Origin of the sequence: Streptomyces sp. CC0208, assembly GCF_003443735.1 — a bacterium.
GTDB lineage: Bacteria > Actinomycetota > Actinomycetes > Streptomycetales > Streptomycetaceae > Streptomyces > Streptomyces sviceus.
The window spans coordinates 6997753-7010853 of the sequence record NZ_CP031969.1 but is presented as its reverse complement, the minus strand read 5'-3'; the positions used below and the strand labels follow the sequence as shown (position 1 = coordinate 7010853).

The window sequence follows — 13101 nt, the reverse complement described above, 5'->3', positions numbered from 1 at the left end:
CCGCAAGCCTTCCTACCTTGGACCCATGGCAGACAACAGCGCGACCGCAGAGAACCGTGAGATCCGCCCCTTCCGGATCGACATCCCGCAGGCGCAGCTCGACGACCTGCACACCCGCCTGGACCTCACCCGCTGGCCGGACGAGCTTCCGGAGGCCGGCTGGGAGTACGGCGCCTCCCTGCCGTATCTGCGCGATCTCGCCGCGTACTGGCGGGGCGCCTACGACTGGCGCAAGCACGAGGCCGCCCTCAACGAGCTCCCGCAGTTCGTCACCGAGATCGACGGCGCCCAGGTGCACTTCCTGCACGTCCGCTCCGCCCGGCCGGACGCGCTCCCGCTGGTCCTGACGCACGGCTGGCCGGGGTCGGTCGTGGAGTTCCTCGGCGTGATCGGCTCGCTGAGCGAGGACTTCCATCTGGTGATCCCGTCCATCCCGGGCTTCGGCTTCTCCGGTCCGACGCGCGACAAGGGCTGGAACGTCAACCGGGTGGCCCGCGCGTGGGCGGAGCTGATGCGCAGGCTCGGCTACGAACGCTACGGCGCCCAGGGCGGCGACATGGGCGCGCTGATCTCCCCCGCGCTCGCCCGGATCGCGCCGGAGTCCGTGGTCGGTGTCCATGTGAACGCCGCCTCGGTCGGCTTCATCCCGCTCGGCCCGGTCGACGAGGAAGCACGGGAGGGGCTGACCGACCGTGAGCTGCGGAGCCTCGCGAGCATCGCCGAGTTCACCACGGACGGCTTCGGCTACAACGCCCTCCAGTCGACCCGCCCGCAGACCCTGTCCTACGGCCTCACCGACTCGCCGGTCGGCCAACTGGCGTGGATCATGGAGAAGTTCCAGGCGTGGACGCACTCCTCGGCCGCGCTGCCGGAGGACGCGATCGACCGGGACACCCTGCTGACGAACGTGATGCTGTACTGGCTGACCGGCACCGCCGGTTCCGCGGCCCGCATGTACTACGAGAACAGCCATGTACCGGACTGGTTCCCGACGCAGACCTCGGGAGTGCCGACCGCGGTGGCCAACTTCGGCGAGGACGTGGCGATCCGCCGCTGGGCCGAGCAGGCCAACACGCTCGTCCGCTGGACGGAGTTCGACCGCGGCGGCCACTTCGCGGCCCTGGAGGTACCCGAGCTGCTGGCCCGTGACGTCAGGGAGTTCTTCGGCTCACTGCGGTGAGGGGCACGCGGTGACGGACACCGACAGGTCGTTGTCCCGCGTGTAGTACGGCCCGGCCTCCACCGGGCCGTACGCCGTGTCCACCCGCGCGCGTGGATAGGTGAAGACGGGCTTCTTGTCGGCGACGTCGTCCAGCAGCCGCGCGATCCGCACCCGCGGCCCGCTCTCGCCGTGCGGCCGCAGCCACAGGTCCCAGACCCCGGGCCCGAGTGCCGCGTACCCGACCGAGAAGCCGAACCGGTTCTCGTCCACGGCGACTTCGACGCGGCGGGCGGGGCCCGGGGAGTGCCGGGCGCGCACCTCGGCACAGGCGCCCGGGGCGAAGCCGGTGCCGAACAGCCGCCCGCGCACGGTCAGTCCGGCGCCCTGGACACGCAGGTCACCCGCCTCGGCGTGCGGTGCGCGCAGCCAGCTGCGGACGGTGAGGTCGCCCTGCCGGGATGGGGGTCCCCCCGCTCGAGCGAAGCCGAGAGTGGGGGAGTAGGGGATGCGGACGGCGACATGGCCGCGGGAGCCGCTCGGGACGCGGACGGCGAGCGCGCGCAGGTCGGTGGCGCCGGGTGCGAGGCGCAGCGGCTCGTCGTCGGCCACGCACGCGTACGCGTCCCAGCGGCCCTCGGGCAGGGGGACCGTGCTGGGCAGAGCGGCGCGCAGTCGTACGCCCTGCCCGGCGGGCATGGTCCTCCCGTGGTTCATGGTGCCCTGTCAGACCGTCGGACACCCCCATTGGTTGCGTGCGTGCGGTGACTCACTGCTGGTACGGCAGTTGCGGAACGTCGAAGCACGTGCGGTCCATGTCGCCCTGGGAGACCCAGCCCCGGCCGTCCTTCCAGCGGGCCACCGAGAGACAGGTCCTGCGGGACTTCGGCGGCTCGGCCAGCCGCTCGAACCGGACGGGGAGAAGCAGGCCGTCCGCGGTGTAGTCCTGGCTGCGGTTCATGTGGGCGTCGACACACGCGCGCGTGATGCCTTGTGGCGCACACGACTGCGCGGCGGCCGTGAACCACTTCGCGGCCGCCCAGCCCTCCAACTGCCACTGGGAATGCGTCCTGAGGCCCTTGGTGGCTTCCCTGAACTCGCGCACGGCCGCGTTGCCGACGTCCTCGAAGTTCCGGCTGGACCCGGTGGCCCACAGGGCGTTGCGGCAGTGCGGGGCGTCCTTGTAGTCGTCCTGGACGGTGGAGGTCCAGTTCTGCACGTTGGTCACCTTGGCGGTGACCTCGACGCCGGCCGCGTCCATCGCCTCGCACAGCTGCGCGTTGCCATGGCTGTCGACGGCGTCGAAGACCAGGTCGGCGCCCTGCTCCTTCAGGTCGGCCGCCACGGCACGGAAGTTGGGCAGCGCGAAGTCGACCTGCTCGGTGACGACCTTGTATCCCTCGGCCTTCAGGCCCTGCTCGACGAGCCGGGCGTAGGCGGCGGACGCTGCCTGGTTGTAGGAGACCACGGCGGCCGTACGGGCTCCGTGCTCGCGCTTGAAGTAGCGGTAGACCTCGGTGCCGCCGTACTGCTTCCCGTCCCAGCCGGTCGTGCCGTCACGGGGCGCGAGGCTGCCGTAGACGCCGTAGAGGTGCGGCCAGGTGTCGTAGGCGGCGCCGATGGGCTGGCCGCCGATGTCGGGCACGCGCGCGTGGGAGACGCGGGAGGCGCCCGCGTAGTCGAGGACGGTGGTGGCCGCCAGGGCGACCACCTTGTCCTCGTCGATCAGCCGGTGCACACAGGTGTTGTTACCGACCCCGCTGCCCCCGTCGTCGCACTCGCGCACCTCGATCCGGCGGCCGTCGAGACCTCCGCGCGCGTTGAGCCGCTCGAAGTACGCCTTGGCGCCGTCGCGCGGGCCGGTGAAGGCGCTGCCGCCGACCGGGCTGGTGGCGCTGGTGACGATGCCGACGCGGATCGGGGTGCGGTCCTGGGCGGGGCTCGCCCGCTCCCGGTGCTCGAAGTCGCTCTCCGGCAGCCTGCTGCCGCACGCCGTGCCCACCGTGAGCAGCAGGACCGCGAGGGCGGCCTCAGCAGCCCGGAAGAGCCGACGCCGTGGCATTGCCGCTCAACTGCACGAGCGCGCACAGGGTGTTGACCGACACCTTCCAGGTGCCGTCCTGTTCGACCGCCGTTCCGGAGGCGTCCGGCAGGGCGGTGGCACCGTTCAGCATCAGGGTGTACGTCACGTCGGCCGCGGTCGGTTTGGTGAACCCGATCTTCGTGACCTTCGCCTGCACCTGTCCGCCGCGCTGGTCACCGCTGAATGCCTGGAGCACCGGCCCCATCTCGTCGCCGTTCTCCAGGACGGCCTGCTTGTCCTTGGTGGAGGTCTTCGGGTCGAAGAACTTCTCCCAGTTCGTCTTGATCTCCCGCTGGGCGGCGGCCGCGTCGGCGGGTCCGCTCGGTGACGGTGACGCCGAAGGCGTGGTCCGCTCCACGGAAGGCGTCGGCGGCGGGCTCTCGCTGCCGCCGCCGCTGTCGTCGCTGCACGCCGTGAGGGCCACGGCGAGGGCGAACCCCACCGCCATCAGCCCCCGGCTGCCGTTCCCCCACGTGCGGTCGCTCCCGAGAACCATCTGGCTCACCACCGGGTGTCGGTCCGGGCCACGTGCGCCCGGTGCTTTCAGGGTCAGCTTCAAGAAGGCATAGTGCAAGCGATTGGCTTACATGGACAGGCATGCGACATGTGGGAGCCAGAGATGCGGACAGCCCGACTGCGGACCGTGCACCCCGTCCTGTGGGCCGGCTGGGCCGCGCTCGCCGCGGGCGCGGTGCTGTGCGTCCTCGGCTGGTACGGCGTGTCGGGCGAGCTCTACGCCGAGCGGCAGCTGCCCTATCTCGCCTCCTGCACGGTGCCCGGCGCCGCGCTGATCGTCGCCGGGGCGGTGCTCCTCACCCACGGCCGTGGCGCGCTCGCCGCCGCGCGCGTGGAGGAGCTGTACGGCCTTCTGGTCGCCGCTGAGCCCACCGGGGCCGAGGAGTCCGGCACGGCGGCCGGGGCGCCCTTGGCGGTCAGCGGGGACCTGCTGATGGTGCCCGGCGGCACGCTCTGGCATCGCGCGGACTGTCCGCTGGTCGCCGGGAAGGCGGAGTCGGTCCCGGTGGACGCCAAGCTCCTGGCGAGCGGTGAGCTGGGGCCCTGCCCGATCTGCGAGCCCGTCGAGGAAACCGACTGATGTCGTCGCTGACCTACGACCTGACCCTCGCCGGGTTGTCGGTCGGCAGTGCGGCCGCGCTCACCGGAATCGGCCTGATCGTGACGTACCGCGCGACCGGGGTGCTGAACTTCGCGCACGGGGCGATCGCGATGGTGTGCGCGTACGTGCTGCGGCAGTGCGTGGTCGAGTGGGGCTGGCCGCTGTGGGCCGGGGCCGCGGTGACCCTGCTGCTCCTGGCACCGGCCCTGGGCGTGCTCCTGGAGCGTTTCGTCTTCCGGCCCCTGTCCGTCCTGGGCGGCGACCCGGCCCAGACCCTGGTGGCCTCCATCGGCGTCTTCGTGCTGCTGGTGGGCGGGGCGGCGCTGCTGTGGGGCCAGGGCGCCCGGGACGACGCCCCGGAGCTGGTGTCGGCGGACCCGTGGGGGCAGCTGGCCGTCGCCCTGGTCCTGGCCGCGGGCGTGGGCACGCTGATCCGCTGGACGCGCTTCGGACGGGAGCTGCGGGCCGTCGTGGACGACCGCGGGCTGGCCGTGCTCGGCGGGATCGACGCCGACCGGGTGGCGGCGGCCGGCTGGGCGTTCGGGTCGTTCACGGCGGGTCTGACGGGCGTCCTGCTGGCCCCTTACGTCCGCCTGGACCCGTACGGGCTGCCCCTGCTCGTCATGGAGGTGGTGGCGGTCGCGGTGGCCGCGCGGATGCGCAGCCTGCCGGTGGCGGTGCTGGTCGCGCTGACCGTCGGAGTCGCCCAGAGCCAGCTGACGAGACTGCACCCGTCGGGCTGGGGCGAACCGCTGCTCCAAGCGGTGGGGGCGAACCTGTTCGTCGTGGCCCTGCTGATCGCGTCCTTGGCACTCCCCCGCATCGGCACCCGGGACGCGCTCCCGCGCACGGCCACCGCGCGGGTGCCGACCCCTCAGGGCGCGTGGATCGTCGCGGTGGTGCTGTTCCTGCTGCCACTGGGCTTCGCGGGCTCGGACCTGCACACCTCGGTGCAGGTCCCCGCGCTGGGCGTGGTGCTGCTCTCCCTGGTGGTCGTGACGGGCCGGGGCGGCCAGATCTCCCTCGGCCAAGCGGCCTACGCGGGCCTGGGCGCCTTGTTCACGGCCCTGCTGGCGGCGGGCCGCTTCCCGGGCCTGCCCCGCGTTCCGGAGCTGGCCGCGCTCGCGCTGGCGGTGGTCCTGGTGGCCCCCCTGGGCCTCCTGACCGGCTGGCCGGCGATCAGCCGCCGGGGCCTGGCACTGGCCCTCGCGACCTTCGCGGTCGGTGTCGGCGTGAGCCGCTTCGTCTTCGCCCAGCCGTACGCCACGTCCGGCCTGTCCCTGGGCCGTCCCGAGGGTTTCGACGGCGACCGCGCGTACTACGTCCTGGAGCTCGCCCTGCTCGCCGTCGCCCTGCTGGCGACCCACGCGCTGCGCAGAGGCCGCACGGGCCGGGCCCTGGCCGCCCTGCGCGACCACGAGTCCGGCGCCGCGGCGGCAGGCGTCCGGGTCCCCGCCCTGAAACTCCTCGCCTTCGTCGCGGGCGCCGCGTTGGCCGCCCTGGGCGGCGGAATGCTCGGCATGGGCCTGCGCGCCTTCGATCCCACCGCCTACGACCCGGTCCGCGGCCTGCTCTGGTTCGCCGCGGTGGTCGTCCTGGGCGCCGACAGCACGCTGGGCGCCCTGGGAGCGGCGGCTCTGCTGGTCGGCCTGGACGCGGGGGCCCGGGGCGGGGTGGCGGCGGCGCTGATCGGGGTGCTGGCGGTGCTGGTGGGCCGCTTTCCCGGGGGGCCTTACGAGGCGGTGCGCGCGGTGGCGGGGCGGCTGAGGCCAAGCGGGCCGGCCGTCCTGACCTCGCTGGGAGCCGAGGTGAGACGACGCCTGCACACATCCGTCCGTGCACGCACGTCCACACCTGTGTCCACACCCGCGCCCGCACCCGCACCCGCACCCGCACCCGCACCCGCACCCGCACCTACGAACGACGCCCCACCCGCACCCGATCACGAAACCCGCACGGGTGGTGCGGGTGGGAACACGATCCCGGCCGAAGGCCGGGCCGTCCTCACCACCCACGACCTCCACGCCCGCTACGACGGCTTCACCGCCCTAGCCGGAGTCGACCTCACCGTCCCACCCGGCACCATCACCGCGATCATCGGCCCCAACGGAGCCGGAAAGTCCACCCTCTTCCACTGCCTAGCCGGAACCATCCGCCCGTCACAGGGCCAAGTCCGCTACGGCGACCGGGACATCACCCGCCTGTCCCCCCACGCCCGCACCCGCCTCGGCATCGCCCGCACCTTCCAACAACTCGCCGTCTTCCCGACCTTGACGGTGACCGAGAACATCCAGGTGGGCGCGGAGCAGGGCCACGTCCCGGACCCGGCAGCGACGGACCGGGCACTGAGGCTGTGCAGTCTGAACGGCCCCCGAGCGAACGCCCCCGCCGCCGGCCTCCCCACCGGCACCCTGCGCCGGGTGGAACTCGCCAGAGCACTCGCCGGCTCCCCGAGCGTCCTGCTCCTCGACGAACCCGCCGCCGGTCTGGACACCGCCGAGGTGGCCGCCCTGGCCCGCGTCCTGAGGTCCCTCGCGGCGGACGGCACCGCCCTCCTCGTCGTCGAGCACGACCTCGACCTGGTCGCCGACCTCGCGGACGTCGTGCACGTCATGACGGCGGGCCGCATCATCGCCTCCGGCCCCCCGGCCCACGTGCTGGACACGCTCGACGCCCGGGAGACCGCCGTATGACAGCGAAGACCGCCGTGTCCCTGCGCCACGCGCGCGTGCGCTACGGCCCGCTGGAGGCCCTGCACGGCATCACCCTCACCGCCCCGGGCCCCGGCCTCACCGTCCTGCTGGGCCGCAACGGCTCCGGCCGTACGACGGCGTTGCGCGCCCTGGCCGGAACGGTGCCGCTCACCGACGGCAGCGTGGTGTGGGACGGCACCGACGTGACCCGCGTACCGGCGTACGAGCGGGCCCGGCGCGGTCTGTGTCTGGTTCCCGAGCGCCAGGCGGTGTTCGGGTCCCTCACCGTCCGCGAGAACCTCGAACTCGCCGCTCCCGCCGCCGACCTGGCCCTGGACGCCTACCCGCAGCTCGCCCCCCTGCTCCCCCGCCGCGCCGGCACCCTCTCCGGCGGCGAGCAGCGCATGCTCGCCCTCTCCCGTGCCCTCCTGGCACGCGCGCGCGTGGTTCTCGTCGACGAACCCGCGCAGGGCATGTCCCCCACGGTCGCGGCCCGCACGTACGAACTCCTCGCCGGGCTGGACGCGTGCGTGGTGGTGGCCGAGCAGCGGCTCCCACCCACGCTGCACGACCGGACGACGATCGTGTACGAACTGCGGCGCGGCTCGGTCGTGTTCAGCGGGGAGGCGGCGGAGCTGCGTACGGGGCGAGCCTGACCGCCCCGTACGCCTCCAACCGTCAACGGACAGTTCTCAGATGTCGAGGCGCTGCCCGGGCACGATCATGTCGGGATCGGTGCCGATGACGGCCTTGTTGACGGCGTAGAGCTTCTGCCAGGTGGTCCCGTGCCGGGCGGCGACCTTGCTCAGCGTGTCGCCGGGGCGGACGGTGTAGTCGCCACGGGAGACACTGCGGTCGGCGTGGTTCTCCGCACGGGTCGGGGTCTTCGCCGGCTCGGCGGGAGCGGCCTTGGTGGTCCCGGACGAGGTGCCCGCCGGGCCGGAGGAGGCCGCGGGCGCGTTGCCGTAGGCTCCGGCGCGCGCCGAGCAGGTCGGCCAGGCGCCCCACCCCTGGGCGCCCTGGACCTTGGTGGCGACCGCGATCTGCTGGGACTTGGTGGCCTGGTCGGCGGTGGCCGCGTAGGCCGTACCGCCGTACGCGCGCCAGGTGCCGGCGGAGAACTGGAGTCCTCCGTAGTAGCCGTTCCCGGTGTTGATGTGCCAGTTCCCGCCGCTCTCGCACTGGGCGATGCGGTCCCACACTCCGCCGTCCGCCGCCACCGAGTTGCCGGCCGCGGCCAGCAGTCCGAGGGGCGCGAGCAGGGCGGCCCCGGCCAGGGCCACGGTGGTTCGGGTCTTACGAACGTTGTCGCGCGAGGTATGAGCACATTCGGACATGTAGTTCCCTCTCCAAGGACTCGGGGTCCCCAAGACGGCGCGCGCTCCCCGGCGCAGGGGCCGGGTGGTCGCGCTCTGCCCCGTCCGCCGGAAAGTGGGGCGTGGTGCGTAGTGCGTGGTGCTGGCTTCGTACGTCGGCGGACGTTCCCGAGCGGTGCTCGCTGCACACGGCGGAGGAATGTAGAGAGACTGTGGAGGCGACAGCAACCAACACCTTGTCGCGCCAGGCCAGTTGGCCGTTACCGCGGGTATCGTCGATTTTCGGTCACCCACTTCATTAGTTGATTTCCTGATTTGTCGACCAGTCCTCCCAGAGACCTGTGACCCACTTCACGCAACCAACTTCCTTTGATATCCCTCTACTTGACACTGAGTGCCTGATTCCGCACCCCAGGTGACCCTGCGCGGTGGTTGGTTCGATTCCGTTCGCCCTGGGGCGTGACTCCCGCCACAGATCACCCGTTGTCTTCTTCATGAGCCCGGGACCCACCCGGGCACCACATCCGAGGGAGCCACCCGTGCCGCGCATGCTCGACGTCAGCGACGAGGTACGCGCTGAGATCGGCGACGAAGAAGCCGACCGGCTGCTCGCCGGAGAGAACGCCCCCGGCGGCTACGACTGCACGTCCTGCCGCACCCAGGGCGACTCCGAACAGGAGCGCACCAGCACCGTCCTGTTCATCGGCGACGAGACCGCCGTCCTGGCCTTCGCCCACGCCACCTGCCTGCCCTCCCAGGTCGTCCAGGTCACCGAGGAGCAGCTCCGGGGAGCGGTGAAGTCCATCACCGGCGACACCGTCGACCTGGACCCGGACAAGGTCGTACCCGAGCAGGCGGTGCTCGGGGTGACCAGCGGACTCGTCCTGATCGCCGGGGAGTTGCACCCGGCGCTGGTCGTGGAGCCGACCGGGCCGATCGCGCGGCCGGGCGCGACGGGACGCGGCGACGACTTCCTGCCGCTGCTGATCGAGCAGGGGTTCATGCCGCTGACGGCGATCGAGTCGGTGCCGCCCGTGCTGCACGGCTGGTCGGTGCTGCTGGCGGTGGGGCAGCTGCACGCGGTGCTCCAGCCGTCGGCGAACGGCGGGCAGCCGGTGGCCTGGTGGCAGGCGCACCAGCCGCTCCAGGTCACGGAGAGCTGGCGGGCGGCCGCCAACAAGCACCAGCAGGTGCTGATGTTCGCCGCGCCGGTGGGGTCCATCGGACGGCAGCCCCGCGAGGACCTGCTGCGGGACGCGCTGGACAAGGCGGCGGCGAACGGGAAATTGGTCGCGGCCGCGATGCCTCTCGCGGGGACGTGAAGCGCGGGGACGTGACGACCGACTGAAGGATCACGCCGGACCGCATCCCCGGGGTCCCCGGTGTCGTTTGGACATACGTGCACCCATACGACGCTCCGCGCCGGTTTCCCGGCGGACCATCGGCCACGCCGATCTACGACGCGCTCTACTCCGAGTACGTCAAGGCCTTCCGCTCGCTGCCGGGCGACCGCAGCGGCGAGGAGGAGCTGGGCTTCACCGCGTTCGGGAACATCCCGCACGCCTCGGGCTCGTTCAGCAGCTCGTACAGCGCCTACAGCGCGGGGGCGTTCAGCGCCCGCCAGCAGTCGCAGTGGCAGCGGGTGGGACACATCGGGCAGCAGCACACCGGGATGCACCACGTCCCGGCGGCGCTGCCACCCGGTCCGCGCAGAGGGAACTGAGGCATGAGGAAGGGCGGCCCCCGGCGGGGGCCGCCCTTCCTCATGCGTACGTCACTTCTTCTTCGTGCCGCGCTTCTCGCGCACCCGCACCGAGATGTGGATCGGGGTGCCGTCGAACCCGAACTCCTCGCGCAGCCGGCGCTCGATGAAGCGCCGGTAGCCCGCCTCGATGAACCCGGAGGCGAAGAGCACGAACCGCGGCGGCTTGGTGCCCGCCTGGGTGCCGAAGAGGATGCGCGGCTGCTTGCCGCCCCGGATCGGGTGCGGGTGGGCGGCGACCAGCTCGCCGAGGAAGGCGTTGAGGCGTCCGGTCGGGACCCGCGTCTCCCAGCCCGCCAGAGCCGTCTCGATCGCCGGGACCAGCTTCTCCATGTGACGGCCGGTCTTCGCCGAGACGTTCACCCGCGGCGCCCAGGCGACCTGGCCGAGCTCGGTCTCGATCTCCCGCTCCAGGTAGTAGCGGCGCTCCTCGTCGAGGGTGTCCCACTTGTTGTAGGCGAGGACGATCGCGCGGCCCGCCTCGACGGCCATCGTGACGATCCGCTGGTCCTGGACCGAGATGGACTCGGAGCCGTCGATCAGGATGACCGCCACCTCGGCCTTCTCGACGGCGGCGGCGGTACGCAACGAGGCGTAGTAGTCGGCGCCCTGCTGGAGGTGGACCCGCTTGCGGATACCGGCCGTGTCGACGAACTTCCAGGTGACTCCGCCGAGTTCGATCAGCTCGTCGACCGGGTCACGGGTGGTGCCGGCCATCTCGTTGACGACGACCCGCTCCTCACCGGCCACCTTGTTCAGCAGCGAGGACTTGCCGACGTTCGGGCGGCCGATGAGGGCGATCCGGCGCGGGCCGCCGATCGCGGTGCCGAAGGTCTGCTGCGGTGCCTCCGGCAGCGCCTCCAGGACGGCGTCCAGCATGTCGCCGGTCCCCCGGCCGTGCAGCGCGGAGACCGGATGCGGCTCGCCGAGTCCCAGGGACCACAGGTACGCCGCGTCGGACTCGCCGCTCAGGCCGTCCACCTTGTTGGCGGCCAGCACCACGGGCTTTCCGGCCTTGCGCAGCAGTCGTACGACCGCCTCGTCGGTGTCGGTGGCACCCACCTTGGCGTCCACGACGAACACGACGGCGTCGGCGGCCTCGATGGCGTACTCGGCCTGTGCGGCCACGGAGGCGTCGATGCCGAGGACGTCCTGCTCCCAGCCGCCGGTGTCGACGACCTTGAAGCGGCGCCCCGCCCACTCGGCCTCGTAGGTGACGCGGTCGCGGGTGACGCCGGGCTTGTCCTCGACGACGGCCTCACGGCGCCCGATGATGCGGTTCACCAGAGTCGACTTGCCGACATTCGGGCGGCCGACGACGGCGAGCACGGGCAGCGGACCGTGGCCGGCCGCCTCGATGGCACCCTCGACGTCCTCGGGGTCGAAGCCCTCTTCCGCGGCGAGCTCCATGAACTCCGCGTACTCGGCATCGCCAAGCGCCCCGTGGTCGTGCTCCTCGCCCGAGCCCTCGGAGTGGATGTGGTCGTTCATGAAGTCCGTACCTCGTTCATCGTGGTGATCGGTGGATCCCCGGTTTTCCGCCGGTTTGATCCACTACTCAGTGTCGCCTAGCGCCCGGTCAGGCGCCTGGCGTTTTCCAGGTGGGCGCTGAGCTGCTTCTGGATGCGCTCGGTCGCCTCGTCGAGCGCCTTGCGCGTCCGCCGTCCGCTGCCGTCGCCCGCCTCGAAGGGGTCGCCGAAGACGACGTCGACCCGGCTGCGCAGCGGAGGCAGCCCCTTTATCAACCGTCCCGGCCTCTTGGAGCTTCCCAGAACCGCCACCGGCACGACCGGTGCCCCGCTGCGCACCGCGAAGTACGCGAGCCCGGCCCGCAGGGAGGCGAAGTCGCCCTCGCCCCGGGTGCCCTCCGGAAAGATACCGAGGACCCCGCCGGCCCTGAGGACGTCCAGTGCCCGGGTGATCGCCCCGCGGTCGGCGCCGGAGCGGTCCACCTTGACCTGCCCGATGGCGGTCAGGAAGGGATCCAGCGGCCCGACGAACGCCTCCTTCTTGATCAGGAAGTGCGTCGGCCGGGGTGACACGCCCATGACCATCGGGCCGTCGATGATGTGGGAGTGGTTGACGGCGAGGATCGCGGGCCCGGTCGCGGGCATCCGCCAGGCGCCGAGCACGCGCGGCTTCCACAGCCCGTACATCAGCCCGACGCCGATCCGCCGCCCGACCTCGGCGCCCCGCTCCGAAGGAGCCGTACCGGCAGCAGCCCTGCCGGAGGAGTCCGTGCTCACTTCCCGGCCCGCTTCTCCTCGACGAGGGTGACGACGCACTCGATGACCTGCGCGAGGGTGAGCTCGGTGGTGTCCACCTCGACCGCGTCGTCCGCCTTGGCGAGCGGCGAGGTCTTGCGGCTGGAGTCGGCCGCGTCCCGCTTGATCAGGGCCTCGCGGGTGGCCTGTATGTCGGTGCTCTTGAGCTCCCCGCTGCGGCGGGCGGCGCGGGCCTCCGGCGAGGCGGTGAGGAAGACCTTGAGGTCGGCGTCCGGCAGCACGGTCGTACCGATGTCCCGGCCCTCGACGACGATCCCCTTCTCGGCGGAGGTGGCCAGGGACCGCTGCAGCTCGGTGATCCGGGCCCGCACCTCGGGTACGGCGCTCACGGCGCTGACCTTCGAGGTGACCTCCTGGCTCCGGATCGGTCCGGCCACGTCCGTCCCGTCCACCGTGATCGTCGGGTTCTCCGGGTCGGTGCCGGAGACGATCTCCGCCTTGCCCGCCACGGCGGCGATGGCGGTCGGGTCGTCGATGTCGATCCCGTTGGTCACCATCCACCAGGTGATCGCACGGTACTGGGCCCCGGTGTCCAGGTAGCTCAGCCCCAGCTGCGCGGCGACAGCCTTCGAGGTGCTCGACTTGCCCGTGCCGGAGGGGCCGTCGATGGCGACAATCACGGGCTGGGCGGCGCCGTTTTCCACGGGGGGACACCTTTCGGGTGCGGTCTGGCGAGTGGTGTGGGG

At 72.2% G+C, this 13101-nt stretch carries 13 protein-coding genes; 6 read left to right on the top strand and 7 right to left on the bottom strand.

Annotation, left to right across the window (positions count from 1 at the left end; translation table 11 throughout):
* Positions 1-25 precede the first annotated feature (25 nt).
* Positions 26-1180, top strand: coding sequence for an epoxide hydrolase family protein (locus D1369_RS32215; RefSeq protein WP_007381015.1), 1155 nt, complete (start codon positions 26-28; stop codon positions 1178-1180).
* Here D1369_RS32215 and D1369_RS32210 read toward each other — a convergent pair.
* Genes D1369_RS32210 through D1369_RS32200 form a run of 3 tightly spaced genes read right to left on the bottom strand, consistent with a single transcriptional unit; the run spans position 1169 to position 3738 of the window.
* Positions 1169-1876 carry a hypothetical protein gene (locus tag D1369_RS32210; protein ID WP_007381016.1) on the bottom strand — a complete coding sequence of 236 codons (708 nt, stop codon included), beginning with the start codon at positions 1874-1876 and terminating at the stop codon, positions 1169-1171. The genes D1369_RS32215 and D1369_RS32210 overlap by 12 nt on opposite strands.
* A 52-nt stretch (positions 1877-1928) precedes the next feature.
* Positions 1929-3221, bottom strand: coding sequence for an ABC transporter substrate-binding protein (locus D1369_RS32205; RefSeq protein ID WP_007381017.1), 1293 nt, complete (start codon positions 3219-3221; stop codon positions 1929-1931).
* Positions 3190-3738, bottom strand: coding sequence for a hypothetical protein (locus D1369_RS32200; RefSeq protein ID WP_237557612.1), 549 nt, complete (start codon positions 3736-3738; stop codon positions 3190-3192). Before D1369_RS32200 ends, D1369_RS32205 begins: the two co-directional genes overlap by 32 nt.
* A gap of 123 nt (positions 3739-3861) precedes the next feature.
* Between D1369_RS32200 and D1369_RS32195 the strand changes: the two genes are divergently transcribed.
* From D1369_RS32195 to D1369_RS32185, 3 genes are read left to right on the top strand one after another with little or no spacing between them, the layout of a single operon-like run.
* The gene (locus D1369_RS32195) at positions 3862-4338 is read left to right on the top strand and encodes a hypothetical protein (protein WP_037899467.1); all 477 of its coding nucleotides are present in this window, start codon (positions 3862-3864) and stop codon (positions 4336-4338) included.
* Complete coding sequence (locus D1369_RS32190; RefSeq protein ID WP_037899469.1) at positions 4338-7052, top strand: ATP-binding cassette domain-containing protein; 2715 nt, start codon at positions 4338-4340, stop codon at positions 7050-7052. The genes D1369_RS32195 and D1369_RS32190 overlap by 1 nt, the downstream gene beginning before the upstream one ends.
* Positions 7049-7708: an ATP-binding cassette domain-containing protein gene (locus D1369_RS32185; protein WP_037899471.1), complete on the top strand. Its 660-nt coding sequence runs from the start codon at positions 7049-7051 to the stop codon at positions 7706-7708. The genes D1369_RS32190 and D1369_RS32185 overlap by 4 nt, the downstream gene beginning before the upstream one ends.
* Before the next feature lie 36 nt (positions 7709-7744).
* On the opposite strand, the gene D1369_RS32180 is transcribed toward D1369_RS32185, so the two are convergent.
* The gene (locus tag D1369_RS32180) at positions 7745-8389 is read right to left on the bottom strand and encodes a transglycosylase family protein (RefSeq protein ID WP_007381022.1); all 645 of its coding nucleotides are present in this window, start codon (positions 8387-8389) and stop codon (positions 7745-7747) included.
* Between the two features lie 518 nt (positions 8390-8907).
* Here D1369_RS32180 and D1369_RS32175 point away from each other — a divergent pair.
* Together D1369_RS32175 and D1369_RS32170 are read left to right on the top strand one after the other, a co-directional pair.
* Positions 8908-9690 carry a hypothetical protein gene (locus D1369_RS32175; protein WP_007381023.1) on the top strand — a complete coding sequence of 261 codons (783 nt, stop codon included), beginning with the start codon at positions 8908-8910 and terminating at the stop codon, positions 9688-9690.
* Positions 9691-9767: 77 nt separating this feature from the next.
* On the top strand, positions 9768-10091 hold the full coding sequence (locus tag D1369_RS32170) for a hypothetical protein (protein ID WP_007381024.1): 324 nt from the start codon (positions 9768-9770) through the stop codon (positions 10089-10091).
* 51 nt (positions 10092-10142) lie between these two features.
* Here D1369_RS32170 and der read toward each other — a convergent pair whose 3' ends face one another.
* The 3 genes from der to cmk all read right to left on the bottom strand — a co-directional run bounded on the left by der (position 10143) and on the right by cmk (position 13059).
* Complete coding sequence (der, locus tag D1369_RS32165; RefSeq protein ID WP_007381025.1) at positions 10143-11621, bottom strand: ribosome biogenesis GTPase Der; 1479 nt, start codon at positions 11619-11621, stop codon at positions 10143-10145.
* 77 nt (positions 11622-11698) lie between these two features.
* Positions 11699-12415 carry a lysophospholipid acyltransferase family protein gene (locus D1369_RS32160; protein ID WP_007381026.1) on the bottom strand — a complete coding sequence of 239 codons (717 nt, stop codon included), beginning with the start codon at positions 12413-12415 and terminating at the stop codon, positions 11699-11701.
* Complete coding sequence (gene cmk, locus D1369_RS32155) at positions 12373-13059, bottom strand: (d)CMP kinase (RefSeq protein WP_007381027.1); 687 nt, start codon at positions 13057-13059, stop codon at positions 12373-12375. Before cmk ends, D1369_RS32160 begins: the two co-directional genes overlap by 43 nt.
* Positions 13060-13101: the final 42 nt, after the last annotated feature.

Bases quoted from the DNA above. Each gene is read 5' to 3' on its own strand.
- D1369_RS32195 (WP_037899467.1), top strand. From the start codon at position 3,862: ATGCGGACAGCCCGACTGCGGACCGTGCACCCCGTCCTGTGGGCCGGC.
- der (WP_007381025.1), bottom strand. From the start codon at position 11,621: ATGAACGACCACATCCACTCCGAGGGCTCGGGCGAGGAGCACGACCAC.
- D1369_RS32180 (WP_007381022.1), bottom strand. From the start codon at position 8,389: ATGTCCGAATGTGCTCATACCTCGCGCGACAACGTTCGTAAGACCCGA.
- D1369_RS32210 (WP_007381016.1), bottom strand. From the start codon at position 1,876: ATGAACCACGGGAGGACCATGCCCGCCGGGCAGGGCGTACGACTGCGC.
- D1369_RS32205 (WP_007381017.1), bottom strand. From the start codon at position 3,221: ATGCCACGGCGTCGGCTCTTCCGGGCTGCTGAGGCCGCCCTCGCGGTC.
- D1369_RS32215 (WP_007381015.1), top strand. From the start codon at position 26: ATGGCAGACAACAGCGCGACCGCAGAGAACCGTGAGATCCGCCCCTTC.
- D1369_RS32185 (WP_037899471.1), top strand. From the start codon at position 7,049: ATGACAGCGAAGACCGCCGTGTCCCTGCGCCACGCGCGCGTGCGCTAC.
- D1369_RS32200 (WP_237557612.1), bottom strand. From the start codon at position 3,738: ATGGTTCTCGGGAGCGACCGCACGTGGGGGAACGGCAGCCGGGGGCTG.
- D1369_RS32190 (WP_037899469.1), top strand. From the start codon at position 4,338: ATGTCGTCGCTGACCTACGACCTGACCCTCGCCGGGTTGTCGGTCGGC.